Source organism: Pseudonocardia xishanensis (assembly GCF_039541715.1).
Lineage (GTDB): Bacteria > Actinomycetota > Actinomycetes > Mycobacteriales > Pseudonocardiaceae > Pseudonocardia > Pseudonocardia xishanensis.
The window spans coordinates 1-24,580 of sequence record NZ_BAABGT010000029.1; the positions used below are offsets into that span (position 1 = coordinate 1).

20 protein-coding genes and 3 pseudogenes are annotated in these 24,580 nt (G+C 68.6%); 9 read left to right on the forward strand and 14 right to left on the reverse strand.

Annotated elements, in window-relative coordinates:
- Positions 1-100 precede the first annotated feature (100 nt).
- The gene (locus tag ABD993_RS10810) at positions 101-673 is read left to right on the forward strand and encodes a transposase (protein WP_345415406.1); all 573 of its coding nucleotides are present in this window, start codon (positions 101-103) and stop codon (positions 671-673) included.
- Between the two features lie 341 nt (positions 674-1,014).
- Here the strand turns inward: ABD993_RS10810 and ABD993_RS10815 are convergent, their stop codons facing one another.
- A complete protein-coding gene (locus ABD993_RS10815; RefSeq protein ID WP_345415408.1) occupies positions 1,015-1,452 on the reverse strand; it encodes a VOC family protein in 438 nt (145 codons plus the stop codon).
- 506 nt (positions 1,453-1,958) lie between these two features.
- Between ABD993_RS10815 and ABD993_RS36675 the strand changes: the two genes are divergently transcribed.
- Positions 1,959-3,131 carry an IS30 family transposase gene (locus ABD993_RS36675; protein ID WP_425568946.1) on the forward strand — a complete coding sequence of 391 codons (1,173 nt, stop codon included), beginning with the start codon at positions 1,959-1,961 and terminating at the stop codon, positions 3,129-3,131.
- A 42-nt stretch (positions 3,132-3,173) separates the two neighbouring features.
- Positions 3,174-4,128, forward strand: a pseudogene (locus ABD993_RS36680) (IS256 family transposase); the annotation flags it as partial.
- 115 nt (positions 4,129-4,243) lie between these two features.
- Here the strand turns inward: ABD993_RS36680 and ABD993_RS10825 are convergent.
- A pseudogene (locus ABD993_RS10825) lies at positions 4,244-4,554 on the reverse strand (transposase); the annotation flags it as partial.
- Between the two features lie 45 nt (positions 4,555-4,599).
- On the opposite strand from ABD993_RS10825, the pseudogene ABD993_RS10830 reads away from it, so the two are divergent.
- Both ABD993_RS10830 and ABD993_RS10840 read left to right on the forward strand, forming a co-directional pair.
- Positions 4,600-4,770: pseudogene (locus tag ABD993_RS10830) on the forward strand (IS256 family transposase); the annotation flags it as partial.
- A gap of 119 nt (positions 4,771-4,889) precedes the next feature.
- Positions 4,890-5,153, forward strand: coding sequence for a hypothetical protein (locus ABD993_RS10840; RefSeq protein WP_345416137.1), 264 nt, complete (start codon positions 4,890-4,892; stop codon positions 5,151-5,153).
- 225 nt (positions 5,154-5,378) lie between these two features.
- On the opposite strand, the gene ABD993_RS10845 is transcribed toward ABD993_RS10840, so the two are convergent.
- Positions 5,379-7,535, reverse strand: coding sequence for an acyl-CoA dehydrogenase family protein (locus ABD993_RS10845; protein ID WP_345415414.1), 2,157 nt, complete (start codon positions 7,533-7,535; stop codon positions 5,379-5,381).
- On the reverse strand, positions 7,532-9,136 hold the full coding sequence (locus ABD993_RS10850) for an AMP-binding protein (RefSeq protein ID WP_345415416.1): 1,605 nt from the start codon (positions 9,134-9,136) through the stop codon (positions 7,532-7,534). Before ABD993_RS10850 ends, ABD993_RS10845 begins: the two co-directional genes overlap by 4 nt.
- 120 nt (positions 9,137-9,256) lie before the next feature.
- Here ABD993_RS10850 and ABD993_RS10855 point away from each other — a divergent pair, with 120 nt between their 5' ends.
- The 4 genes from ABD993_RS10855 to ABD993_RS10870 all read left to right on the forward strand — a co-directional run bounded on the left by ABD993_RS10855 (position 9,257) and on the right by ABD993_RS10870 (position 12,829).
- The gene (locus ABD993_RS10855; protein WP_345415419.1) at positions 9,257-10,294 is read left to right on the forward strand and encodes a phosphotransferase family protein; all 1,038 of its coding nucleotides are present in this window, start codon (positions 9,257-9,259) and stop codon (positions 10,292-10,294) included.
- A gap of 17 nt (positions 10,295-10,311) precedes the next feature.
- Positions 10,312-10,725 carry a hypothetical protein gene (locus ABD993_RS10860; protein WP_345415421.1) on the forward strand — a complete coding sequence of 138 codons (414 nt, stop codon included), beginning with the start codon at positions 10,312-10,314 and terminating at the stop codon, positions 10,723-10,725.
- A 26-nt stretch (positions 10,726-10,751) separates the two neighbouring features.
- Complete coding sequence (locus tag ABD993_RS10865) at positions 10,752-11,846, forward strand: Rv3169 family protein (RefSeq protein WP_345415424.1); 1,095 nt, start codon at positions 10,752-10,754, stop codon at positions 11,844-11,846.
- Between the two features lie 146 nt (positions 11,847-11,992).
- Complete coding sequence (locus tag ABD993_RS10870) at positions 11,993-12,829, forward strand: alpha/beta fold hydrolase (protein WP_345415427.1); 837 nt, start codon at positions 11,993-11,995, stop codon at positions 12,827-12,829.
- On the opposite strand, the gene ABD993_RS10875 is transcribed toward ABD993_RS10870, so the two are convergent.
- The 10 genes from ABD993_RS10875 to ABD993_RS10920 all read right to left on the reverse strand — a co-directional run bounded on the left by ABD993_RS10875 (position 12,813) and on the right by ABD993_RS10920 (position 24,558).
- On the reverse strand, positions 12,813-13,514 hold the full coding sequence (locus ABD993_RS10875) for a nitroreductase (RefSeq protein WP_345415429.1): 702 nt from the start codon (positions 13,512-13,514) through the stop codon (positions 12,813-12,815). The two genes, ABD993_RS10870 and ABD993_RS10875, sit on opposite strands and share 17 nt — an antisense overlap.
- Entirely contained in the window at positions 13,511-14,611 is a 1,101-nt protein-coding gene (locus tag ABD993_RS10880; RefSeq protein ID WP_345415431.1) for a CaiB/BaiF CoA transferase family protein, read from the reverse strand. The genes ABD993_RS10875 and ABD993_RS10880 overlap by 4 nt, the downstream gene beginning before the upstream one ends.
- Entirely contained in the window at positions 14,611-15,792 is a 1,182-nt protein-coding gene (locus ABD993_RS10885; protein WP_345415433.1) for an acyl-CoA dehydrogenase family protein, read from the reverse strand. Before ABD993_RS10885 ends, ABD993_RS10880 begins: the two co-directional genes overlap by 1 nt.
- Before the next feature lie 17 nt (positions 15,793-15,809).
- Positions 15,810-16,229, reverse strand: a complete 420-nt coding sequence (locus ABD993_RS10890) for a nuclear transport factor 2 family protein (RefSeq protein ID WP_345415435.1) — start codon at positions 16,227-16,229, stop codon at positions 15,810-15,812.
- A 40-nt stretch (positions 16,230-16,269) separates the two neighbouring features.
- Entirely contained in the window at positions 16,270-16,983 is a 714-nt protein-coding gene (locus ABD993_RS10895; RefSeq protein ID WP_345415437.1) for an ABC transporter ATP-binding protein, read from the reverse strand.
- Positions 16,984-16,986: 3 nt separating this feature from the next.
- A complete protein-coding gene (locus ABD993_RS10900) occupies positions 16,987-19,746 on the reverse strand; it encodes an ABC transporter permease subunit (protein WP_345415440.1) in 2,760 nt (919 codons plus the stop codon).
- An 81-nt stretch (positions 19,747-19,827) separates the two neighbouring features.
- Complete coding sequence (locus tag ABD993_RS10905; RefSeq protein WP_345415443.1) at positions 19,828-20,994, reverse strand: ABC transporter substrate-binding protein; 1,167 nt, start codon at positions 20,992-20,994, stop codon at positions 19,828-19,830.
- A gap of 243 nt (positions 20,995-21,237) precedes the next feature.
- On the reverse strand, positions 21,238-21,786 hold the full coding sequence (locus tag ABD993_RS10910; protein ID WP_345415446.1) for a nuclear transport factor 2 family protein: 549 nt from the start codon (positions 21,784-21,786) through the stop codon (positions 21,238-21,240).
- The gene (locus tag ABD993_RS10915; RefSeq protein ID WP_345415449.1) at positions 21,786-22,838 is read right to left on the reverse strand and encodes a hypothetical protein; all 1,053 of its coding nucleotides are present in this window, start codon (positions 22,836-22,838) and stop codon (positions 21,786-21,788) included. Before ABD993_RS10915 ends, ABD993_RS10910 begins: the two co-directional genes overlap by 1 nt.
- 34 nt (positions 22,839-22,872) lie before the next feature.
- Positions 22,873-24,558 carry an AMP-binding protein gene (locus ABD993_RS10920; RefSeq protein WP_345415452.1) on the reverse strand — a complete coding sequence of 562 codons (1,686 nt, stop codon included), beginning with the start codon at positions 24,556-24,558 and terminating at the stop codon, positions 22,873-22,875.
- Positions 24,559-24,580: the final 22 nt, after the last annotated feature.

The window sequence follows — 24,580 nt, forward strand, 5'->3', positions numbered from 1 at the left end:
CATCGCCCAACAGGGTGCGGTGGCCTGAACGTCAGCCTCACGCAGACCCAGGACGGTTCACTACACCGGCCGCAAAGACCCCGCGGTCCTGCACGCCCACTTGCTTGCCGCCCCACCCGGCGCGACCGGTGACGCCGGCGCCGCCGCAGCCCAAGTCACCCGCGCGCTCGTCGCCGCCCTGACCGCGCTGGTCACCCAGATCCACGCCCTCGACACCCACATCGCCGCACTGCTTCGACAACACGCCGACGCCCACATCTTCCTGTCTCTGCCCCGCGCCCAATCGCTGCGCGCAGCCCGGCTCCTCGCCGAGATCGGGGACTGCCGCGCCCGGTTCCCCACCCCGGAATCGTTGGCGTCCCTCGCCGGGGTCACCCCCTCAACCCGGCAGTCCGGGAAGATGAAGACCACCTCCTTCCGCCGGTCAGCAGACAAGCAGCTACGCGACGCGGTCTGCGACTTCGCCGCGGACTCCCGCCACGCCAACCCCTGGGCAGCGCACCTCTACAACGCCGCCCGCGCTCGCGGGCACCGTCACCCGCACGCCGTCCGGATCGTCGCCCGCGCCTGGCTACACGTGATCTGGCGGTGCTGGCAGAACCACCAGCCCCACGACCCAGCCCGCCACCGCGCCCTGCAAACCCTGCTCCACTCCGACACCGCCGCGGCCTGACCGGCTCTCCGAGCGAGGCCGGGTCCGGGCAGCGCCCGGCCCCCGGAGGGAGAGCCGGCCCGCCCAGGGCCGGTGCCTTCAACCAGCCCACGGGCACACCGCCGCCCCGGTGATGACGTGGTCTCTCCTCGCTTCGGCGCGACGGGATCTTGCCCGGGGTTCCGGTGGCGGTCCAGGCTCGCCGGAGGCGATCGCGCAGCGGCCGCAGGGCCTGGAGGGTCGCCGGGTTCCCGGGCACCGTTACCGCGCCGAAGCGAGGAGAGACCACCACCGACAGCCCGCCCCGGCTACCACGCACCCGACAACGCCCGACAGACCTGCAGAGGAGCGCAGACAGGCCGCTATGGGCCTGTGAACACCACGCGGTTACCGTCAGAGTCCTGGAGAGCGAGGATCCGCGACGCGGTGACCTGCTGGGGACCGTCATGGTCAACACCTGCGTCGGCCAGCCGAGCGGCCAGCCCGTCCAGGTCGTCCTCGCCCAACACCATCGACGACCGACCGGCGCGGTCAGGCTCGGCGAAGACCTGCACTCCGAAGGAGCTGCCCAGACGCCACTCCAGCAGACCATCCATCGGCCGAGCGTCCGGCGCACGACCGAACAGCACTGAATACCACTGCTCCGCAGCGTCGAGGTCACTGACCGTTGCCTGAGCCAGAACGTTGCTTATCGCCATGAGAAGAATCCTCTCCTGGCCGACGAACCGCCGGCCCTTCGTGGTCACCTGCTCTGTTGTCGGGCGCTCGCCCGACCACGCCGATCGGCGCAGCTCGGACATGCACCGTGCAGGCCCTTACTTAGGGGCAGACCACCGCCAGGCCCAAGACTCATCGGGACGGGAGAGGTTGACACAGGGCTCTAAGGGCCGACAGGCCCCGCCCGAAGGGCGACCACCCAGCACTTCTCCCGGCCCGCGCGGCCCTGAGCGCCTACGGACCGCCGCCGACTCCCAACGGCCAACGCCCTGTAGGGACAGCCCGGCTCGCGTCCGTGTCGCGGACTGCGCTCGCCGGTGAGGCGCTCCACCGATGGCACGTTCATGGCCCAGGCGGACGAACAGGCGTTCGATACACTTCGCCGGTGGAGCGCCGAGCCGAGCATCAGCTCCCGGACGTCTTCGCCGTCGACCACCCCGCGGTCCGGCGGGTCGTACCACCCAAGGCCGTCTGGGTCGACCTCTCCGCACTTACCGGCCGACCCTGTCGACGGATCCTGAAATCTGACCCCCTGGCGTTCGGCGGGTTCTAAGGCTCGTCGCAACACCTCTCCAGCAAGATCATCGGGGTGGACGTGGCACGGCGAGGGCGGAAACGACAGCTCGAAGTGGAAGCGGAGTACTGGCGGCTGGTGACCTCCGGCGTCGGCACGGTGGCCGCCTGCGCTGCGGTCGGGATCACGCGCAAGACCGGCTACCGCTGGCGCGCCGAGTCCGGTGGGCTTCCGCCGGACCGTCTCGGTGAGGTCGGGCGTTGCGGGCGCTTCCTGTCTCGTCTCGAACGCCAGCGGATCGCGACCCTGCGCCGCGAGGGCTTCAGCATCCGCGAGATCGCCAGGATCCTCGGCCGCCACCCGTCGACCATCAGCCGGGAGTTGCGCCGCAACACATCCGCCCACGACGGTGGTCGCTACGACGGCGACCTCGCCCACGCCCGAGCCCGCCAACGAGCCCGCCGACCGCGCCGCAACCGGCTCAGCCGCGACGAGGCACTACGCCGGGTCGTCCAGACGCTGCTCGAGGACGACTGGAGCCCCGAGCAGATCGCCGCACACCTGCGCCGCGCCTACCCCGGCCGCCCGGGCTGGCATCTGTGCCACGAGACGAACTACCAGGCGCTCTACCACGGCGGGAAGGGCGGACTGAGCCGCACGTTGACCCGCAGACTGCGCACCGGTCGACCGCTGCGCAAACGCCGCCGGCGTCCCGACGTGAGGGAGACGCGCTACGTCAGCCCGGGCAAGCTGATTGACGCCCGCCCGGCCATCGTGCGCGAACGCGCACGCGTCGGCGACTGGGAAGGCGACCTGATCCTCGGGACACGCAGCCAGTCGGCCATCGGCACGCTCGTCGACCGTCGAAGCGGCTTCGTCCGCCTCGTCCACCTGCCCGACGGGCACAACTCCGAGCAGTGCCGGCTGGCGATCAGCCGCTCAATCCACGACCTCCCCGGGCGCGCCCTGCTGACGCTGACTTGGGACCAGGGCTCGGAGATGGCCCAACACGCCCACCTCGAGCCGCTGTTCGCGGAGGGCGTCTACTTCGCACACCCAGGCAGCCCCTGGATGCGCCCGACGAACGAGAACACCAACGGGCTGCTGCGGCAGTACTTCCCGAAGAAGACCGACCTCCGCCAGTTCAGCGCCGCCGACCTCGTCCTGGTCCAGGACCGGCTCAACCGCCGCCCGCGCAAGCGGCACGGCTGGGACACCCCCGCGGAGGTCTTCGCCCGAGCTCTCTGAAAACCTGCTCTCTGACCTCGGGTGTTGCGACGATCATGCGAATCCACCGTCGCCACCTGCTACCTGCTCGGGGTCTCCACCCGCCGGATGGAGAAGCTCGTCGAGTCCCTCGGGATCACCCGGCTGTCGAAGTCGCAGGTCTCGATCATGGCCCAGGATCTCGACGCGCAGGTCGCCGAGTTCCGGTCCCGACCCCTCGACCAAGGCCCGTACACCTTCGTCGCCGCCGACGCCCTGGTGCTCAAGGTCAGAGAGGGCGGTCGGGTGGTCAACGTCCACGCCCTGCTCGCGACCGGGGTCAACGCCGACGGACACCGGGAGATCCTCGGCCTGCAGGCCACCTCGGCCGAGGACGGCGCCGGCTGGCTCGGGTTCTTCCGCGACCTGACCGCCCGCGGCCTGTCCGGGGTCCGACTGGTCACCTCCGACGCCCACGCCGGGCTGGTCGCAGCGATCGGCGCGACGCTGCCCGGGGCGACCTGGCAGAGATGCCGCACGCACTACGCGGCGAACCTGATGGCCGCGACCCCGAAGTCGTCCTGGCCGTGGGTGCGGGCGCTGCTGCACTCGGTCTACGACCAACCCGACGCCGCCTCGGTTCACGCCCAGTTCGACCGCGTCCTCGACGCGGTCGCCGAGAAGCTGCCGAAGGTGTCCGAGCACCTCGACACCACCCGCGCCGACGTCCTGGCCTTCACCTCGTTCCCGAAAGAAATCTGGCGCCAGATCTGGTCGAACAACCCCTCCGAGCGGCTCAACCGCGAGATCCGCCGCCGCACCGACGTCGTCGGGATCTTCCCCGACCGCGACTCGCTGATCCGTCTCGTCGGCGCGGTCCTGGCCGAACAGCACGACGAATGGGTCGAAGGACGCCGCTACCTCGGCCTCGAGGTCCTCGCCCGCTCCCGCGTCACCGCCGTCCCCGACACCGCCACCAACACCAACACCAACCGAGGAGGTGACCTCGACCGACACCATCCCGGCGCTCAGCGCCTGACAGAACCAGAAGATCACGCGGCAGTCGTCACACACCACGCCAGCGGACTTGACCCAGATCGGCTCGACCCCGAACCGGTTCTTGTTGGCCTCGATGTAGTCGAGGACTACCTGCTGGGGCGGTCGAGCTCCGCCGCGAAGAAAGCCGACGCGGATTTGAGAATGGCGTTCGCCCGCCGCAGCTCCGAACCTCACGCTCCAGCTCCGCCAGCCGCGTCGCATCGTCGGTCGTCGTGCCCGGCCTGGTGCCGTTGTCGATCTCGACCTGCTTCACCCAGCCACGCAACGTCTCCGGGTTGATCCCCAACTGCTCGCCGATGCGCTTGTAGACGTTCCCGCCCCCGCCGTCCGGGGCGGCCTTCGCGTCGAGCACGAGCCGGATCGCTCGATCCCGCAGCTCGTCGGGGTACTTCCTCGGGGCGGCCATCGGTCGATCATCCTCCAGGCTTGATGGTCTCCATCAAACCCGGGACGAGACAACTTCCCGACCGAGCAGGCCGCGCTCAAGTGCCTCTACCTGGTCACCCGATCACTCGACCCCACCGGGAAGGGCCGGGCACGATGGGCGGCGCGGTGGAAACCAGCGCTGAACGCCTTCGCGATCACCTTCGCCGGCCGTATCGTTCCCAGCAACGGAAGCTAGCCATCACGACCGGTTACACCGTTGTTCATCTGACACTCCCGAGTGCTTGCCAGCCTTCTCGGCTTGGCCACCTGGGTGGCAGGGTTGCGGTCGGCGGTGATCAGGCCGTCGGCTTCGACGTGGCGGTAGAGGCAGCGCAGTGCGGCGATGAGGTGCTCGGCGGCAACGACCTGGAACGGCTGTTCGCCGACTACCTGACCGAGCTGGCCCGCCGCGGCGACGAGTTCGGGCTCCCGCTGACCGCTGATGATCCGCTGCTGGTGAACCTGGCGCGGCCCCCGCTGCTGGGAGCGCTGCGGGAAGGAACCGTCCGGGACAAGGTCGCGGCGTTGCGCCGCAAGGGGATCGGCCCGCCCGGCTGGACCACTACGCCGCGAACCTGATGTCGGCGACCCCGAAGGCGTCCCGGCCGCGGGTGCGAGTGAGCGCTGGGATGTCGCCACTCTGAGGCCAGATCGTGAAATTCATGAGGCCAGATTGAGGCCACGAGCGTCATGGACCCGAAGCCGGCGATGTGACGAAGAGAGAAAACCGCAGGTCACCCTGCGGTTTTCTCCTTGTAGCCCCGACGGGATTCGAACCCGCGCTACCGCCTCCGGACGTAGCGGTCAGAGCTCGCCGTCTCCGATGACCCAGTCCCATAGGCCGTCAGGACCGGCAGACGCGACAGCGACGCCCAGTGCCGAGGCCAAGGAGTCGACACTGCCGGCGGCATCGCGCCACGCGGCCAGTCGGAGTGTGACACGGTGCAACGGGTGCTCCTGCGTCATGCCCATCGCACCCAACACCTGGTGCGCCGACCGTGCGACGAGTGTCGCGGCCTGCGCCGCCTGCAGCTGTCCCGCGACGACGCGCCACCCCGCGCCGCCCTCGTCGACCTCGCGCAGAGACTCGTCGAGGGCAGCTCGGACGAGAGTCGCCTCCGCCTCCATCCGCGCCAGGTGGTGGGCCACCGCCTGGAACGCCTGCAGCGGCTTGCCGAACTGCTCGCGCACCGCTGCGTGCTCGACCGCATGCTGTGCCGCGGCCTGCATCGCGCCGAGCAACATCGCCGACCGCAGGACCCGCGCGGCCGAGACGGCGCGGTTGACGACCGATTCGTCGCCGATCACGGCGTCGGCCGGCAGCTCGACGCCCTCGAGGACGAGCGCACCGCTCGGCTCCCCGGCGATGTTCGCACCCGGCTCGACCGCGACGCCCACGGTGGAGGTGGGCACCCGCACCAATCCGGGAGCCCCGGCGTCCAGTACGTGCACGAGGAGTTCGTCTGCCTCGGACGCCCATAGGGCGGCCTCGACACGCCCGTCGAGCCGAACACGATCGCCGACCCGGGTCAGGGTGACGCCGGCGCCGAGAACCGGCACGACCAGACGGGATGTCAGCTCGCCGCCCGTCTCGACGATGGCCCGCTGACCCACCGCCTGCTCGGCGATCGGCGCCGAGAAACCACCCCGTGCCACGCCTGCCACGATCGTGGCGACATCGCGGATCGTCCCACCACTGCCGCCGGCCTCCTCCGGCACGCCGACCGTGGTCCACCCGAGGTCCTCGGCGCGCGACCACGCGCCATCGCGCCACGAAGCCGCGGCACCCGGGTCGAGATCACGCAGCGCTGAGTCGACGAGGCCCGTCAGCTCGTCGCGCACGTCGCCGTCGTCCGAGCCGCGGGCGATGATGCCCAACAGCACCTCCGTCGTGCCGCCGCGCAACGTCGCACCCGGCGAGCGGGTGATGCCTTGCGCGACGAGTCGGTCGAGCGCGCTCGCACCCGAGACGGGGGGGCGATCGAGGAGCGCACGTCCGAGGTCGACGACCTCGCCCTCGAACGTCGTACCGAGCAGCTTGAGCATCGCCGCCTGACGCACGGGCGCCGCTACACGGTCCATGCGATCGGCCACGGTGAGGGCCAGCCGGCGCAGTGCGTGCAGCCGCGACACGGCCAGGCCGAGACGGGTCGCGTGGCCGGGACGGACCCAGTCGTCACGCAAAGCGACTGCCAGGATGGGAAACGTACTCAGCACCCGCTCCAGGCCTCCGCGCTCGAACGACAGCTGCTCGGTGACCTGCGTCCATCCCTGGCCGACGACACCGATGACCCGGGACGACGGCACGAAGACGTCCTCGAAGATCGTCTCGTTGAAGTGATGCTCGCCGCTCACATCGAGGATCGGTCGCACCTCGACACCGTCGTCCGACATGTCGACGATGAGCTCGGTCAGGCTCTCGTGCTTCTTGCCCGACGAGTCGCCAGTCCGCGCCAGAACGTAGGCGTGGCTGGCACGGTGCGCGTGACTGGTCCAGATCTTGCGACCGGTGAGCAGATAGCCGCCGTCGACCGGTCGGGCCCTGGTGCGCACCGCCGCAAGATCGGAGCCCGACTCGCTCTCGCTCATCCCGAGGCAGAACGTCACTCGGCCCGCGGCGATCGCCGGCAAGAACTCCTCCTGGAGCTCAGGGGTGCCGTGCCGCAGGATGGTCGGGCCGATCTGCCGGTCCGCGATCCAGTGGGCCGCGACCGGCGAGCCGACGCGCAGCAACTCCTCGGTGACCACGAGTCGCTCGACGTTCGAGACCTCGCGGCCACCGAAAGCCGAGGGCCATGTCAGTCCGATCAGTCGCGCCTCGGCGAGGGCATGAGTGAAGTCCATGTCGTGGCCAAACAACCACGCATCGCACTCGGCGTAGGCCTGCACGCCGGCAGCAGCCACGGCCGCGCGCACCTCCTTGCGCAGCGTGGACGTCTGCGGCGTCGCGAGGTCGCTCATCGGCGGTCCTCCCGCGCGATCGTCAGACCGAGCGCGCGGAAGTCGATGGTCTCCGCGGTCATGCCCTTGTCCCGGAGCTGATGCTTCTGGACCCGGAACGCCGAGTTCTTCGGCAGCTCGGCCAGGATCTCGACATAGCGCGGGACCGCGAAGTACGGCACGTTCGCCTTCAGGAACTCGAAGAACTCCGCCCACTCGATCTCCTGCCCCTCGGCCAGGACGATGCAGGCGCGGATGTCGTCCTCGCCGACCTCGGACTTCAGAGCGTGAACGGCCACCTCCGCGACTGCCGGATGCCGGCTGATCGTGACCTCGAGCTCGATGCTCGACACGTTCTCCCCGCGCACACGCAGGGCATCCTTCTTGCGGTCGGCGAACTTGATCGACCCCGACACACGGAGGACACCGAAGTCGCCGGTGTGGTACCAGAGCCCGCGGAACGCCTCGAGCGTGTCTTCGGGACGACCCCAGTACCCGTCGAACATCGCGTAGCGGTGCCGCGGGCGCAGGCAGATCTCACCGACCTCGCCATCGGGGACCGGCTGTCCGTGGTCGTCGAGCAGCGCCACCTCGAGGTCGCGGATCGGATGGCCGTTGCTGCCGCGGTCGCGCGGGCCTCCGGGTGCGTTGCTCAGGGACGGCACGCACTCGGTCTGACCGTAGGACTCGGTCCACACGTCGGTCGCGAACCGCTCGTTGAACTCGCGCTGGAGGTCCTCCGCCAGCGGCGAGAGGTTGTAGACCCGCAGCGAGTGGGCACGGTCGTACGCCGAGAGCGGCGTCGCGAGCAACATCGGCCCCATGGATCCGACGCCGCTCGCGACGGTAGCGCCGGTCTCTGTGAGCCGCTTGAAGAATCCGCTCGCGCTGAAGGACTCCTCGATGACGATGGGGATCCCGGCCGTCATCGACGGCATGACCCCTTTGAGCTGACTACCGCCGTGGAACAGCGGGAGCGTCGTGAAGAAGACGTCGTCGTCCGTCAGCTGCAGCAACTCGGCGTCGATCTGTCCGCACCGGGTGTAGTACCCATGCGAGAGCACACATCCCTTGGACTGGCCGGTCGTGCCAGAGGTGTAGACGATCGCCATCGTCGAGGCAGCCGTCAGCGCAACGTCGGGAACCGGCCCCGTCGACAGCTCGTGGTACCGGTGAGTCGTGATCTCCGCGCTAGAATCAGCCGCCGCGTCGAACAACACCGCGGTGCGCAGAGATGGAACCTCATGCAGGACCGGCTGGACCGAAGCCCACCCGGGACTGTCGGTGAGGATGATCGATGGCGCCGAGTCACGGAGCTGGTGGCTCAGGAACTCACCGCGCAGGTAGGGGTTGAGAGGCACCTGGACCACGCCGAGCTTGGCCAGTCCCATGAGCAGCTCCAGCAGCTCGTAGCGATTGGGTGACAGCGTCGCCACACGATCGCCCGGCCTGACGCCCAAGGCGTGGATCTGCCCGGCGACCTCGGTGGCCCGAGCATCGATCTCCGCATAGGTCGCGGTCCAGCCACCCATCGTGGCGAACGTCCGGTCGGGGTGCTTCTCCACCTTCTCGGCCAACAACTCACACACCGTGAGGTGCTGGATCCCATTCCACTGCTGCACGTTCTGCTCCCGTTGCCCCGATGCCCCGATGCGCGTGCGTAACAACGCTCACAACATTTGATAAACTGAGCATCTCAAAATCATGAGGACTCGTCAAGAAAATCGGACCGGAGGCACCGCATGCACACCCTCGACGCCGCGAGCATCGGTGAGCACCTGTCGCGCACGACGGGCGAACAGGTGGACGTGGTGTCGGCACGACGCACCTTCCCGGGCATCTCCCGCGAGACGTGGCTCGTCGAGACCTCCACCCCCGACGTCGGCTTCGTCGTTCGGGTCGCACAGCCGTGGGACGTCCCGACCCCGTCGACCATCGAGCAGGAGTTCGCAGTTTACGACGCATTGTGGCGCGCCGGGGTGCCCGTCGCCGAGCCGCTGTGGCACGCGCGCGACCTCGACTTCGCCGACGGGCGTCCGCACATGGTGCGACGACTCGTGCCCGGTTCTTCGAAGATCCCCGGGCTGCGCGAGGACACCGCAGAGGGGGAGGCGCTGCGGCGACGCGTCGTACACAGCCACCTCGACGCCCTCGCCACCTTGCACCGCTTCGACTGGCGGGCCGCGGGTCTCGATGCCCATCTCGCCGCACCGGCCGGTCCCGCCGACGCGCTGCGCGCCGAGGTCGACCGCTGGGAGGCGCGCTGGCGCGCGGGTCGGCCGGAGCCACGTCCCGTCGTGACGGAGTATCTCTGCTGGCTCCGCGAGCACATCCCCACGGACGTCCCCATGGTCTCCCTCGTCAAGGGCAACAACGGGGTCGGCGAAGAGATCTTCCGCGACGGCCGGGTGGTGGCTCTCAGCGACTTCGAGCTCAGCGAGCTGAGCGACCCCGCGCTCGACCTCGCGTTCACCCAGGGCACCCTTTCGCTCATCGACCAGCGCGAGGCCATCGATCACTACGCCGAGCGCGTCGGGCACAAGGTGACGCCACATCGTATGGCGTTCGCGATGCTCTGGAACCGGTTCAAGGCGCTGGCCTGCCTCGACCTGTACTTCCTCGCCCCGTTCCTCGCCGGCGCGGACCCGCGGTCGACGTCGGGCGCCTTCGGACTGGTGACGGTGCCACGTATGGAACGGAGCCTCGCCCGACTCATCGGCGCCGATTTCGACAGCGTGGCCGAGCATATCGTCGACGCCGGTGCCGGCACGTACGCCTGACCCACGAGGAGCACACCATGGATCCCCATCAACGCATCGTCACCTCGGCCATCGAGACACTCAGCGAGCTCGTCCTGCCCCATGTCGAAGACCCGTGGGCGGCGAGTCACCTGCGCGGCACCGTGAACCTGCTGACGACGCTCTCGGCCCGACTCGAGCACGAAGCGGCCGCCGATGCGGCGGACGTCGCCATGCTCGACGAGCTCCTCCCCCGGCTCGCCGCCCTCGTGGCGGCGCCCGTGGCAGCCTTCGCGACCGATGACGTGCGGGCCCGCCGCGACGAGCTCGAACGGCTGATCGTCCTCGTGCACCAACTGCCCGCGTCGACCGAGGCCGATGCCGCCCACCGCCTGCTGCGCGAGCACCGCGAAGCCCACGTGTCCCGCACGACACCGCTCTGGCGCCCAGCCGCCAACCTGCCGGTCATGTGAGCCCGTCCACTCCTGGAAAGGCCGCCATGCTCCACGACCTCGACGAGTCGCTGCATCACCAGACCTCACGGCCCGTACGCCTCGCCGCGACGAGCGACCACCGCTTCTACGACCGCTACTGGTTCGAGGGCATCGCCCCGGACGGCGACGTCCTGGTCATCGCCGGTCTCGCGATCTACCGCAACACGGGCATGTGCGACGGCTTCGTCAGCGTGCAGCGGGACCTGCGGCAGACCAACGTTCGGTTCGCGCGGCCCCTCGCGGACGATCTCGCGTCACGCGTGGGATCCCTCGCGGTCGACGTCGTCGACCCGTTCCGCCACCTCTCGATCGTGCTCGAGGCCGGGGACCATCCCCTCGCGGCACAGCTCGCATGGCGCTCCGACCAGATGCCGCACCTGGAGCAGCCCACGGTCCGAGTCGAGGGCGGGCGGATCACGCAAGACTCGAGCCGGTACGGCCAGCTCGGCACGCTCGACGGCTGGCTGCAGGTCGACGGCGAGCGAATCGCCGTGGACCAGTGGTGGGCCGTACGCGACCACAGCTGGGGCGTGCGCCCCGGGGTCGGCGGCTTCGAACTACCCGCCGCCGGACCAGGCTCCTCGATGCACCTGTGGACGTACGCGAGCGCGGGGCCGATGTCGGTGCACTTCCAGCAGATGGAGGACGGCACGGGCGAGGTCGGCTACCTGGACGGCGCGGTCACGGTGACCGGCGAGCCGGGACCGGATCCGGTGCTCCGCGTCGACCACGACATCACCTTCGTCCCCGACACCCGCGAGTGGCAGATGCTGCAGTACGTCCTGACCACCGCGGCCGGGCGCGTCGTCAGGGTGGACGCCGAGGCCGTGCAACGCGCCTGGGCCTACCGGGGGACCGGCTACTCCGGAGGCTACGACGACCGCCGGGGACTCGGCGCCCCCCGACCCGACACCGTCGAGTGGGATGTCCTCGACCTCGCGACTCCTGGGGACGTCCGACGAGACGGCGACCCGTACCCACCAGGTCACCGCGAGCAGCCCGCGCGCGTGACGATTGACGGCGTGGTCGGCTTCGGGCACGTCGCGATCATCACGAGCGGCACGATCCCCCGTTACGGGCTGGTGCCGCGGAGGCGCTGAGTCTGGTCGCCGGCATGCCGCGCGGCCCGCACAATGCCGGGGGCAGGCGCTCGATGTCCTGTACGGACGTACTCCTCACCTGGCTGACGGGTCTTCGCCTATATTAAGATGGTGTGACTCATAATTACGGATCGGAGGAGGGCTCCATGCGGACCGTCGAACTGAGCACGGGCGTCCACATCGCGGTCCAGGACGTCGGTGCGGGACCGGTCGTCGTGCTGATCGCCGGCTTCGCCCTGACCCACGAGCTCTGGGACCGCCAGGTGCGGGTGCTGGCCGAGAAGGGGCACCGCGTCGTATGCGTCGACCTACGCGGACACGGCGACTCCGATGCCCCCCTGGACGGCTACGATGTAGCGGCCCTCGCCGACGAGGTGACCGCGGTCCTCGACGCCGTCGACGTCCGCAGCTGCGTCCTAGTCGGCCACTCGTTCGGCGGGCTCGTCGCCTTCCGTATGGCCGCGCGTTCCCCGCGGCGGGTGACCCGCCTCGTCCTCGTCGGCTCGAACGGCGTCGCAGCCTGCCGTACGGAGAACTTCCCGTTCGGCCGGCCCGGCCCGGCCCTGCTGGCGCGTGTCGTCGAGGCCGAGCATGCGGGCCGCGTCCCGGCCAGACGGGCCGCGCTCGTGGCCTCGTTCGCGACCGGGCCCGCGCCCGACGCGGCCGTGATCGACTGGCTCATGAGCATGTCGCTGCAGATGCCGTCCTGGGCGGCCATCGCCTGCTTCCGGTCGCTGTTCACCTGCGATCACGTCGCGGACCTGCCATCCGTGACGATGCCCGTAGTCCAGGTTGTCGGCCTCGCCGATCCCGTACACTCCTTCAAGGGGGCCGCGTGGCTGCAGGAGCGGCTCCCGGATGCGCATCTGGTCGAGATCGCCGCGAGCGGGCACTATCCGATGCTCGAGACGCCCGACGAGTTCGACCACGTGCTGCTCGCCGCGCTGGGTCACGAGGCGATCGAGATCACTCCCGCCGGGTGACGCCCGACTCCAGGTCTGCCCGCGATGTCCGGAACGAGTTCGCGGCGTGGTTGGCGTCCTCGTACCCGAACGAGATCCCGCACAGCACCCGCCGCTCGTCGGGCAGGTCGAAGTGCCGACGGATGAAGTCGCTGTGCGACGCCAACGCGGCCTGCGGGATGCACGCCACCCCGAGACTCTCCGCTGCGAGCAGGAAGGACTGCACGTAGAGCCCGCAGTCGACGGCCCCGTAGACACCGAGGTGCTCCTCGGTCGTCACGATCGCCACGTGGGGCGCCCCGAAGAGGCGGAAGTTCTCGAGCATCTGCCTCCCGGACGCCGCGCGGTCCTCGCGGGTGATGCCGAGGGCCGAGTACAACGCGATGCCGGCCTCGCGCCGTCGGTTGCGGTACTCGCCGCGATACTCCCCGGGAAACTCGAAGTCGGTGACCATGGGCTGCGATGTCGCATGCTCGGAGAGACCCTCGCGGAATGCCTCGGTCTCGGCTCCGCGGGTGATCGTCACGTGCCACGGCTGGGTGTTGCACCACGACGGCGCGCGCTGCGCAATCGCCAGGATCTTGTCCACCACGTCGCGCGGCACCGGATCGGGCCGGAAGGCCCGGGTGCTGTGTCGACGCGCCGTCAGGCGGTCGAGGGCGTCGTACTCCACGGTCGTCCGGTCGGGACTCGTGATGTCGGTCATGCGGATTGCCTCCAGTCGGAGAGCACGGACTCTAGCTCGACGTCGACGACCGCCGCCGGGACCGGCAACGTGCCGTGGGAGGCGAACCGGGGAGCGGGGGCCGCGCGGGTGGTGGACGCGGCGGGGTCGAACGTGCCCCGTGCCGTGAAGTGAGGATGATGGGCCGCCTCGGCGAAGTCCAGCACCGGGGTGACGCAGGCGTCGAGGTCGGCGAAGTGATCGGCCCACTCGTCACGCGTGCGAACGGAGAAGGCCTCGGTCAGCCGGGCCCGCAGCGCGGGCCAGCCGTCCGCGTCGTACTGCGCAGGGAGCGACGCGGAATCAAGGCCCAATCCCGCCACCAGGTGGGCGAAGAAGGACGGCTCGAGTGCTCCGACCGCCACGAACCGACCATCCGCGCACGCGTACGTGTCGTAGAACGGCGCACCACCGTCGATGAGGTTGACCCCCCGGTCATCGGACCAGGTCCGGGATTCCCGCATGGAGAGCAACGGCTGCTCGAGGACTGCGACCCCGTCGACCATCGCGACGTCGAGCACATCGCCACAACCGGTCGTGGTGCGCGCATGCAGGGCCGCGAGGATCCCGGTCACCAGGAACATCGACCCACCGCCGAAGTCACCGATGAGGTTCAGCGGCACCGCGGGCGGCTGGTCGGCGCGGCCGATCGCGTGCAGGGATCCGGTCAACGAGAGGTAGTTGATGTCGTGGCCCGCGCGCTGCGCCAGGGGCCCGGTCTGGCCCCAGCCGGTCATCCTGCCGTAGATCAGGCGCTCGTTGACCGCGTGGCAGTCCTGAGGACCTATGCCGAGCCGTTCAGCGACCCCGGGGCGGAATCCCTCGACCAGCACGTCCGCCGTCGCCACGAGATCGAACACGGCCTGCCGACCTTCCCGCGTTTTCAGGTCGGTCCTGAACTGGCGGCGCCCGCGCAAGGTCCCGTCCTGGATGTCGCCGAAGCGCTCATCGCCCGTGGCGGCCGGGCGGGCGACCCTGACGACGTCGGCTCCAAGGTCGGCGAGCAGCATCATGGCGTGCGGCACCGGGCCGAGCGCGCCGATCTCGATGACACGGAGCCCCGTCAGCGGCCCCGCCATCAGTACGACCTCGGCAACTTCAGGGTGTGCTCCGCGACGAAGTTGAGGATCATCTCACGCGAGACCGGCGCGATGAGCTGGAGACGGGCGAGGAACCAATAGTTCGCCAGCTGGTACTCGCGAGAGACACCGTTGCCGCCGTGGGTCTGGATCGCGTGGTCGAGGCAGAACACGCCGGCCTCCGCCGCGGCGAGCTTCGCGACGTTGCTCGCCTCACCGGCGTCGAGGCCGGCGTCGTAGAGCGCCGCGGCCTTCTGCATCGCGAGTCTCGCGAGGTCCAGCTTGATCTTGGCCTCCGCGAGCGGGTGCGCGATGGCCTGGTGGGCGCCGATCGGCGTGTCCCAAACCGTGCGCTCCTTGGCGTACGCGACGGCCTTGTCGAGCGCGTACCGCGCGACGCCGACCGACACAGCGGCCGAGAGGATGCGCTCGGGATTGAGACCGTCGAACGCGACCCGGAGACCCTTGCCCTCCTCGCCGATGAGGTTCTCGGCCGGCACCTCGACATTGTCGAAGAACAGCGTGAACTGCTTCTCGGGCTCCTCGAGGGCTGTCTGGATCGGGTGCCGGGTCAGGCCCGGGGCATCGGGGTCGACCATGAGCAGCGAGAGCTGTCCGCGGCCGTTCTCGGTGACGCCCGTGCGCGTGACGAGGAGGAACAGATCGCACTCGTCGATACCGGAGATGTAGTACTTCTGACCGTTGACCACATACTTGTCACCCTCGCGCTTGGCGACGGTCGTGATCCGGTGCGAGTTCGACCCGGCGCCCGGCTCTGTCAGGGCGAACGAGAACTTCATCGTGCCGTCCGCGATGCGGCGCAACCACTTGTCCTTCTGCTCCAACGTCCCGTGGCGCGCCAGGATTGTGCCGATGATGCCCGGGGACACGAGCAATCCGAGCAGCGGCACCCCGGCGGCACCGGTCTCCTCCAGCACCGTCGTGAGCTCCTGGAGACCCATTCCCCCGCCGCCGTACTCCTCCGGGAGGTGGACTCCGAGGAAGCCGTTGTCGGCCATGATCTTCCACAGCTCGCTGGGCGAGCGCTTCTCGGAGTTGACCTTCTCGTAGTAGTCCGGACCGAAGGTCGCCGTGAGGTCGAAGACGGTCTTGCGCAGTGCCAGTTCCTCGGCGGAAGGCACGAGGGACAGGGTGATCTCGCGTTGCTTGACGTCGTTCATGCGGTTCTCCTCGGAGTTCAGGACGGTGCGACGGCGACGAGCGCGGCCGTGTCCTGGTAGAAGGCTTCGATACTGATGACCCGGCCGGCGTCGAACGTCCACAGCTCCAGGACGCTCGACCCGAACGACGCGCCCGCGCCAGCCGGGAACCAGGTGAAGGTCAGGTGGGCGGCCACCTGCGGGCCGTCGCCGAGGAGCGAGGCGAGCTGCAGGTCCTGGACACCGACGGCGGCCGTCGACCCCGCGGCGTGGGCGAAGATCTTGACGAGACGGCGAACGCCCTCGATGCGCCCGCCGTAGGGCAGCGATGCCGGCAGGTCGAGGACGACGTCGTCGGCGAAATGCTCCGTGACGACGCTCGTGACGGCTTCGGCGTCCTTCCCGGCGATCGCGGCATAGAAGGCATCGACCACCTCGCGGCAGCTGGTGTCAGTCATATTTTGAATCATACTGTCTAATAAAAGTCTCGCGAGACCCTCACAGATACAGATCGCGGACGTCGTCGAGCCGCCCGAGCAGTTCGTCCGAGGACGCCATGAGCTCGAGGCGGCCGCGCCGCAAGACGCCGGTGCGGTCGGAGATGGCCATGGCCTTCGTGATCTGCTGCTCCACCAGGACCACCGCGAGGTCGCGGTCGCGAGCCGCATCGACGAGCGTCTGCAGTATCCGATCGACGATCATCGGCGCCAGGCCCAGCGACAGCTCGTCGGCGAGCATGACCGCAGGACGCCGCGCCAGGGCGCGTGCCACGGCCAGCATCTGCTGCTGTCCGCCCGAGAGCAGGCCGACCCGACGTTTCATGTGGGACAGCAGCTCCGGGAACGGCTCGAGGGCCTCCTCGGGATCGACCCCTCCGACACGCAGGTTGTCGCGCACGCTGAGTCCCGTAAAGACGCATCTTTCCTGCGTGATGTAGGCGACCCCTTCGCGTGAACGACGGTGCAGCGGCGCGGTCGAGGCCAAGCCCCCGACCTCCACATGTCCGGACATCGGGCGCAACAGGCCAGACAGGCCCATGAGAGTCGTGGTCTTGCCGGCCCCGTTGGATCCCAGCAGGGCGAGGATCTCGCCCGACCTGATCTCTAGGTCCAGATCCTTCACGAACGGCACGTTGCCGTGGCCGACGCTGAGGGCGCGCGCCGCGAGGACGACGTCCGTGGACGGCGGGGCGACGGACGCAGAAGCGCTCATGTCTCAGACCTCCTGGGTCTTGTGGGTGACGGCGATGACGGCTTCCTCGTCGGACACGGCGCCGAGGTAGGACGCGATGACCTCCGGGTGCGATCTGACGTGGGCGGGCGCACCCGAGGCGATCACGGTGCCGAAGTCGAGGGCCGTGACCACATCGCTCGTCGCCATGACGAGATCGACGTCGTGCTCGATCAGCAGGACCGCCCGGCCGTGCACATCGGCCATCGCGCGGACCGCGGCCGACAGCTCCTGTCGCTCCACCTCGTCGAGACCGGACGCGGGCTCGTCGAGCATGATGACATCGGCGTCGGACGCGAGCGTCCTGGCGATCGCGACGATGCGCCGGCGGCCGTATGAGAGGGAGTCGATGCGCTGGTCGAGCTCGTCCTCCAACTGCAGGAACCTCACCGCGTCGAGCGCCGCGACATTCAGCTCGGTACGGCGCGGGAACACCAGGTCTCGCAGCACGTTGTCGGAACGGCCGGCCTCGGCCGCGACCCGCAGGTTGTCGCGGACCGTCAGATCAGGGAAGAGCTCAAGGCTCTGGAACGAGCGTCCGATCCCCTCGTGCGCCCGCTTCCAGACGGGCATCCGGTCGATCCTGCGATCGCCCAGGTGCACCGTGCCGGTGTGACTGGGCACGAATCCCGACACGACGTCGAGCAGTGTGCTCTTGCCGGCACCGTTCGGCCCGATGAGTCCGTGGACCGTGCCCGGCGTGACCTCGAGCGAGACGTGCTGCATCGCCTTGACGCCGCCGAACGACACCGAGACGTCCTCGAGGCGCAACGAGCTGACACCCTCGCGTCGACGAGACGGCGCCGGCGCGCCGGTGACAGGGGTCGGGGCGGTCCGACGCACCCTGGCCGCTCCCCCTGCGGCCGCGGCGGGCCTCTCCCGCAGGAACGGGAGCACCCGCGACAGCAAGGCCCTGACATGGGCGACCTGCCCGGCGATGACCGAGGACAGGCCGTCCTGGTTCGCGACCATCGTGACGATCAGGGCCAGGCCCCCGATCATCGGCAACCAGGTGAACTGGTCGTCGTAGACCACGTCGGCCAACTGCGTGCCGACGCCGCCGGTCGCGAAGACCATGCCGATCAGCGGTCCCGCGACGTAGCCGAGTCCGCCGACCACGGTCCAGGCGAGTTGATCGATCGACGCTAACGACCCGAAGCTCGTGTAGGTGACGGCCGGGCTACGGAACGCGAAAAGGACGCCGCCTACCGCGGCGATCGCCGAGGCCACACCGAAGGCGATCGCCTTGGTGCGACCTACTCGGATGCCAATGGCGGCCGCGGCCCGCTCGTTGCCCCGGACCGCGACGAGCCGGCGTCCCGTGCTGCTGCGACGCAGATTGGCCACGGCGATGCCCAGGAGGATGAAGACCACGATGACGAGGCTCAGATAGCGCTCGGGGTAGACGAGGGAGCCGAAGTCCACACCGAAGATCGTCGGGCTCGGGATCGACTTGACGTCGCCGTCGCTGAAAGCCGTGGCGAAGAGTACGACGTTGAACGCCAGGGTGATGACGGCGAGACTCGCGCCCCGCATCCGCATCGCGCCCAGGGCCAGCACGACACCGATGGGCACGGTGCACACCGCGGCGATCAGAAGGACCAGCAGGAACGGGACGTCGGCCCGGCTGGTGAGCTCCGTCGCGAAGACGGCACCGCATCCGGCGAGCCCGAACTGGGCCAGCGAGACCTGACCGGCATATCCCGTGATCACGACGATCGAGAGCATGACTATGGCGATCAGCATGCTGGTCAAGATCGCGTCGGTCCATGCGGCCGGCCTGAGGACCCAGATGATCGCGCCGGCGACGACGGCCCAGAACGTCATCCATCGCCAGCTCAGGACACCGGTGCCCAGTGTCGGCATACGGGAGCCGACATAGCCGCGGTCGGGGATCGATTCACCCCGGAGCAGCAGCATCGCCACGACGATGACGAACGTCGAGGCCGCACCCACGCCGCGGAAGTCGATGTAGCTCGTGCTGATCGACTGAGCGATCTGGATGATCAGCGCGCCGACGATCGTCAGCGGGAAGGAGATCAGCCCGCCGGCCAGGGCCGCACCGAGGGCGGGCACGATCAGGCCGTTCATGGTCACGAGGTCGAGACCGCTGATCGGGGCGAGGAGCCCGCCCGCGAGACCGGCCAGGGCCCCGCCAAGGAACCAGTTGCCCACAGCGATGCGGTCGGACGCGTGCCCCAACGTGGCCGCGGCGACAGGATTCTCGGCCACGGCGCTCGTCGTGCTGCCGAAGAGACTGAAGGAATACAACGCCCAGAGGCCCGCGGCGACCACGATGCCGATGACGAGCAGGAGCAGCCGGTCGATGCCCACACTCTGGCCGTCGAAGATCTCGATCAAACCGTTGGGGAGCACCGACTGGGCGCTACGCGGGGTACTGCCGTATCGCAGCAGCAGACCCGTCTGGATCACGATCAGGACGCCGATGGACCCGATGAGCAAGGTGAGCGGCGCGGCACCGCGCAATGGCCTCATCACGAGAACCTGAATCAGGACGCCGACCACGCCCGAGGCGAGGACGGCGATCAGGAGCGCCAGCAGTCCCGGCAGGCCGGCATTGCTGCTGAGGTCCCAGTAAATGTAGCCGCCCAAGGCGGCCTGCGCGCCGTGGGCGAGGTTGAGCACGCCCGTGCTGCGGTAGACCAGCACGAGACCCAGGGCCAGCAGACCGAGCATCGCGCCCGGTCCGAGGGCCTGGATGAGGATGGCGAGGAAGTTGGTCACGGGAAACGCTCCTGTAGGTGGTCAGGTGCTGGACGCCGAGATGAATCAGCGTCCAGCACCTGCCGATGGGGATTGCTGCTGTCAGCTCGCGAACGGGTCGAACGCGTCCTGGGGGACCGGGACACTGTTCTCGACCAGGCTGGGGTACAGCTCCCAATTGGTCAGGCGCGGCAGGTCGTCGACCGGTCCATCGGTCTTCCACTGCAGGTCCTTGATCCACAGGAACTCGCCACTGCTAGCGTTAAGCGCCTTAACGAGCGACTCGCGCGTCACGTCGCCGTCGATCGACTCCGCCGCCTTGGCGAACAGGTGGACGCCTGCCCAGGCACGCATGCCGACCGTGGTCTGCACCTCGCCCTTCTCGAATTCGTCCATCTCTGCGACGAACTGTGCACCCGTGGGGTTGTCCTTGGCGGCCGCTGGGGTGCCGGCGATGATGATGCTGCCGTTGGCGGCCTCCCCTGCCTCCTTGAGACTGGCGGGCGTGACGGTCCCACCGGAGACCACGGTCTTCAGGTCAGAGCCGGCCTCGTCGACGGCCTTCCACCACTTGAGCTGCGTCGCGGTGGTCAGGCCACCGAGCACGAGCTGGGCCCCCGACTTCTCAGCACGCGAGACGTACGGCCCGTAGTCGACGGCGTCCGTCGGGATGTTGATCGCCTCCTCCAAGGTGAGTCCCGAGAGCTTCGCGCCCATCTCGTAGTACGACTGGTTCGGGGCGGCGAATGCCTCGTCGAGGTGCACCGGGACCATGTCATCGGCCTTGAGCACACGCTGGGCCGCCCCGGGGAAGCCGACCAGGCCGACTGCGCCCGGATCGATCGGGAAGCTCATGGGGCTCTGGGCGTCGGCCTTCTGCAGGGCGCCAGGCGCGAGCGCAGGCAGCCCGGCAGACTCGAGCAGCGGCCATGCCGTCGCACCGTGCGGTGTCAGGAGTCCGACGACACCGAGCGCCCCGTCACGAATCGCATCCTGGACGCAGCGGCGCAGGTCCTCGGCGTTCGCCTTGTCGTTGCACACCGACAGCTCGATCTTCTTGCCGTTGACCCCGCCGTCGGCGTTGATGGCCGCGACCGCCGACTTGACGGAGGGCTCGATCATGGGCAACGAGGTCGTCGGCGACTCCAGGGACGCGACCAGAGCGAGCTTCAGCGTGTCACCACCGCCGGACTCGTCGCCGCCCGATCCACCACATGCGCTCAGGGTCAGCGCGGCACCCAGTGCCAGTGCGCCCAGTGTCTTCTTCATGTCTGCCTTTGCTGGTCGAGAGTGGCCCATATCCCGGGTGCAGGCCAACAAATTTGAGAGTGGCTGACTCATAATTACAGTGGCCTACGTCACTGTCAACACGACTTGTGCCCCTGGCCACCTTTTTTTGGAACGACTAGTCGCAAAGTGTGAGAGGGGCGGGCCTCGGAGAGCACGATGTCGACGACGATCGCGCGGCGAGGATCGCCTGATCGACATCGCGACCCGACAGACGTACGGCGATCACGCAGATCCACCCTGCGGAGATTCGACCTCGTCCCAGAACTGCGACCAGGTCGCCCAGTGCTCGGGAAGCTTCTGCAGGCTCGCCCCGCCCCGCCACGTCATCCAGTCCGGCCCGGAGGGACGCTCGAGGACATCCCCACCCCACCAGGCCATCGGCTCCCTGCGCCGGAAGCGCCATGCGTCGTCGACCCGCTGATAGCGATCCATGTAGGCCATCGCCACGACGACCCACTGGCCCCTCCACTCGTGCTCGGCACGGCAGTACACGACGCCCGTCGCTTCGGCGCCGTCGACATCGATGACATGGTTGCCGACGAAGTGCACGGTCTTCCCGAAGCTCTTCATGACGAGGCGGAAGAACTCCCCGATCGTCAGGTCGGCCCAGTTGTCCTCCACCATCATCAGCTCGCCGCACGGCAGGTCCGCGACGAACAGGCTCTCCATGGTGGCCAGGTCACGCGAGTCCATCGCGAGGGCGTACCTGTGGGCTAGTTGCCGGATCTCGTGTAGGTCGTACAGGCGGTCCACCCGAGCGGAGGTGTCCATCAGCTCTTGGCCTCCGGAGACCGTGGGGCGTCCCACTCGATCCTCTCGTCGCGGACCACAGCGCCCTCGAGCATGCCGCGCAGGGACGGGTACCGCCCGAAGAGGTCGTGGTGAGCCGCGTTGTACCGCTCGACCTCGCCCCAGTTGTGGGGGAACGTCTCCATGTAGTTCCAGCTGCGCCGGACCTTCTTGTCACGAGTGGTGGACGCCACCTCGCCGAAGGTGTGGATGGGCCAGTCGAACGACCCCCGCTGCTCGAACTCGAACGCGACGTCGTCTCCGACCGCGAGACGTACTGCGGATATCGTGCCGCGGGAGGTCCTGTCGAACTCCAGGGCCATGTCGTGCCTGGCGGTGCTTCGGCCGTCCACGACGTGGTGGCCCGCGGTGAACTCCGTGCCCGGCATACCGCGGAAGGCGTGCCCTCCCTCGTAGGTCCCGTCCTCGTACTCGACGAGCCAGTTGAGCCAGTACTGGTGCACGTGGTCGGTCCAGCCGGCCTCGCGCATGTTGAGTGCAGGCGTGCTGAACACCGAGTCCATCTGGTACAGGCCCTCGACAGCCTCCCCGTCGATCGTGCCGGCGGCCTTTCCGAAGTAGCTGCGGAACACGAAGTCGTGCGGATGTGGATGCTGACTCGGCACATAGAGGGAGCACACGTCGCCGAGCTGCGTCGCCTCGATCTGCACCCGCCCATTCGCCTCATTCCAGACGGTCCGATCCGCGAACAGCTCGAGGTCGAAGCCCTGACCCGAGTAGACGACCGACTCCGGTGACGACGACGTCGCGAACGGCACGACGACCGGTACCTCCGTGAACGGGATGAAGAACGCGGAGCTCTCGTCCAGGACGTCACGGCCTCGGTACACGCCGAAGTGCATGCTCTTGCACAGGTCGTCTGCCTGGATCGCCCGCATGACGTTGTACGTGTTGCCGGCGGCGTCCGTGACCACGACCCAGCAGCTCATGTGCACATTGGCCAGTCCCCGGGGAGAGGAGCCGAGGCTGAACTGCTCGTGGTCGGTCTTCTCCAGATAGGTGGCGTACCTCACTGCCGACCGCCGCCCGTCATCAACAATGTGCGACTCATCGGCGCTGGGCCCGTTCGATCTTCAGCCCCCGGGCGTGGAAGTCGATCGTGTCACTGGTTCGGCCGCGTTCGCGCAGCAGATGCTTGTGGATCCGGCCCACGTGGTTCTTCGGGAGTTCGTCCACGATCTCCATGTATCGCGGAACGGCGAAGTAGGGCACGTTGTCCGTCATCCAGACGAAGAACTTCTCGATGTCGAGGTGGTGCCCGTCGTGCAGCACGAGACACGCCTTGATGTCGTCTTCGCCCACGGCGGAGGCCATCGCATGTACAGCCGCCTGCGCGATGTCCGGATATTGGAGGAGGGCGCTCTCGAGCTCGAGGCTCGAGACGTTCTCGCCGCGCACGCGAAGTGCGTCCTTCTTCCTGTCGACGAATCGAATGTCTCCGGACTCGCGAACCGTTCCGAAGTCACCCGTGTGGAACCAGAGTCCCCGGAATGCCTCCAGGGTCGCCTCTGGGCGCCGCCAGTAGCCGTCGAACATCGCGAACCGGTGTCTGGGGCGGATGCAGATCTCGCCGACTTCTCCGTCGGCGACGGGCTGCCCGTCGTCATCGAGGACGGCCAGCTCGAGGTCACGCAGTGACTTGCCGTTCCCGCCGCGATCGCGCGGGGACGATGAGTCCAGGAAGGTCTGGAACACGCACTCGGTCTGACCGTACGACTCGGACCACGGGTCCACGCCGAACCGCTCCCTGAACTGGGGGTGCAGCGCCGGGTCGAGGGGGGACAGGTTGATGATGCGCAGCGAGTGTGCCCGGTCGTGCGGCCCGGGGGGTGAGGCAAGGAGAAGGCTGGCGAGCGCACCGACGCCGCTCAGAATCGTGGCACCGACCTCGGTCGCGGTCTTGAGGAATCGCGATGCGCTGAACTCGGGCAGGAACACGACCGGGATGCCACGCGTCAGCGCGGGCATCAGCGCACTGAGCTGGGTGCTCGCGTGGAAGAGCGGGAGAGGCGTGATGATGACGTCGCTCTCGACGAGATCGAACAACTCGGCCACGGTCTCGCCGACGCGGGCGTGATATCCGTGCGACAACACGCAGCCCTTGGGTTCGCCCGTCGTTCCCGACGTGTACACGATCGCCATCGTGGTCGCCGGAGTGATGTCGCGTTCCGGCAGTGGGCCGTGCGGCAACGTGGCGTAGTCGACGACCTGGGGGTGAGACCCGTCCTCCAGCGGGTCGAGCAGGACGATCGCCGTGATGGACGGGAGGTCGGGCAGCAGCGGTCGCACCGACTTCCACCCGAGCGAGTCCGTGATCAGCACCGTGGGCTCCGAGTCGCTCAGCTGGTGCTTGAGGAAGGTGCCCTTGAGATAGGGGTTCAAGGGCACGAGGACACCACCCAGCTTGCCGACACCGACGATGAGCTCCACCAGCTCGTACCGATTCGACGCCAACGTCGCGACCCTGTCCCCCGGCTCGGCTCCCAACGCGTGCAGCTGGCCGCCCAGCTCGGCCGCCCGGCGGTCGATCTCGCTGTAGGTCGGTGCCCAATCCCCGAAGCGAGCGAAGGTCGAGGATCCCTTCTCGCGAGCGAGCTCCTCCAGGCGCTGAGGAATCGTGTAGTGCCGGATGCCTTGCCAGGACTGAGCGCTCATCGGGTCTCCTTTGCCGACTGGGGGCCACGCCACAGGCCACGACGGAAGACGATCTGGTTTTGAGACCGTGCGTTGCATCACAGCATGTCTCGCAGCCCGG

What these genes read in the sequence shown, in the direction of transcription:
- ABD993_RS10890 (WP_345415435.1), bottom strand. Translation starts at nt 16,229, where the DNA reads ATGACTGACACCAGCTGCCGCGAGGTGGTCGATGCCTTCTATGCCGCG.
- ABD993_RS10860 (WP_345415421.1), top strand. Translation starts at nt 10,312, where the DNA reads ATGGATCCCCATCAACGCATCGTCACCTCGGCCATCGAGACACTCAGC.
- ABD993_RS10845 (WP_345415414.1), bottom strand. Translation starts at nt 7,535, where the DNA reads ATGAGCGACCTCGCGACGCCGCAGACGTCCACGCTGCGCAAGGAGGTG.
- ABD993_RS10815 (WP_345415408.1), bottom strand. Translation starts at nt 1,452, where the DNA reads ATGTCCGAGCTGCGCCGATCGGCGTGGTCGGGCGAGCGCCCGACAACA.
- ABD993_RS10875 (WP_345415429.1), bottom strand. Translation starts at nt 13,514, where the DNA reads ATGACCGACATCACGAGTCCCGACCGGACGACCGTGGAGTACGACGCC.
- ABD993_RS10870 (WP_345415427.1), top strand. Translation starts at nt 11,993, where the DNA reads ATGCGGACCGTCGAACTGAGCACGGGCGTCCACATCGCGGTCCAGGAC.
- ABD993_RS10885 (WP_345415433.1), bottom strand. Translation starts at nt 15,792, where the DNA reads ATGAACGACGTCAAGCAACGCGAGATCACCCTGTCCCTCGTGCCTTCC.
- ABD993_RS10905 (WP_345415443.1), bottom strand. Translation starts at nt 20,994, where the DNA reads ATGAAGAAGACACTGGGCGCACTGGCACTGGGTGCCGCGCTGACCCTG.
- ABD993_RS10865 (WP_345415424.1), top strand. Translation starts at nt 10,752, where the DNA reads ATGCTCCACGACCTCGACGAGTCGCTGCATCACCAGACCTCACGGCCC.
- ABD993_RS10855 (WP_345415419.1), top strand. Translation starts at nt 9,257, where the DNA reads ATGCACACCCTCGACGCCGCGAGCATCGGTGAGCACCTGTCGCGCACG.
- ABD993_RS10895 (WP_345415437.1), bottom strand. Translation starts at nt 16,983, where the DNA reads ATGAGCGCTTCTGCGTCCGTCGCCCCGCCGTCCACGGACGTCGTCCTC.
- ABD993_RS10910 (WP_345415446.1), bottom strand. Translation starts at nt 21,786, where the DNA reads ATGGACACCTCCGCTCGGGTGGACCGCCTGTACGACCTACACGAGATC.
- ABD993_RS10920 (WP_345415452.1), bottom strand. Translation starts at nt 24,558, where the DNA reads ATGCAACGCACGGTCTCAAAACCAGATCGTCTTCCGTCGTGGCCTGTG.
- ABD993_RS10880 (WP_345415431.1), bottom strand. Translation starts at nt 14,611, where the DNA reads ATGGCGGGGCCGCTGACGGGGCTCCGTGTCATCGAGATCGGCGCGCTC.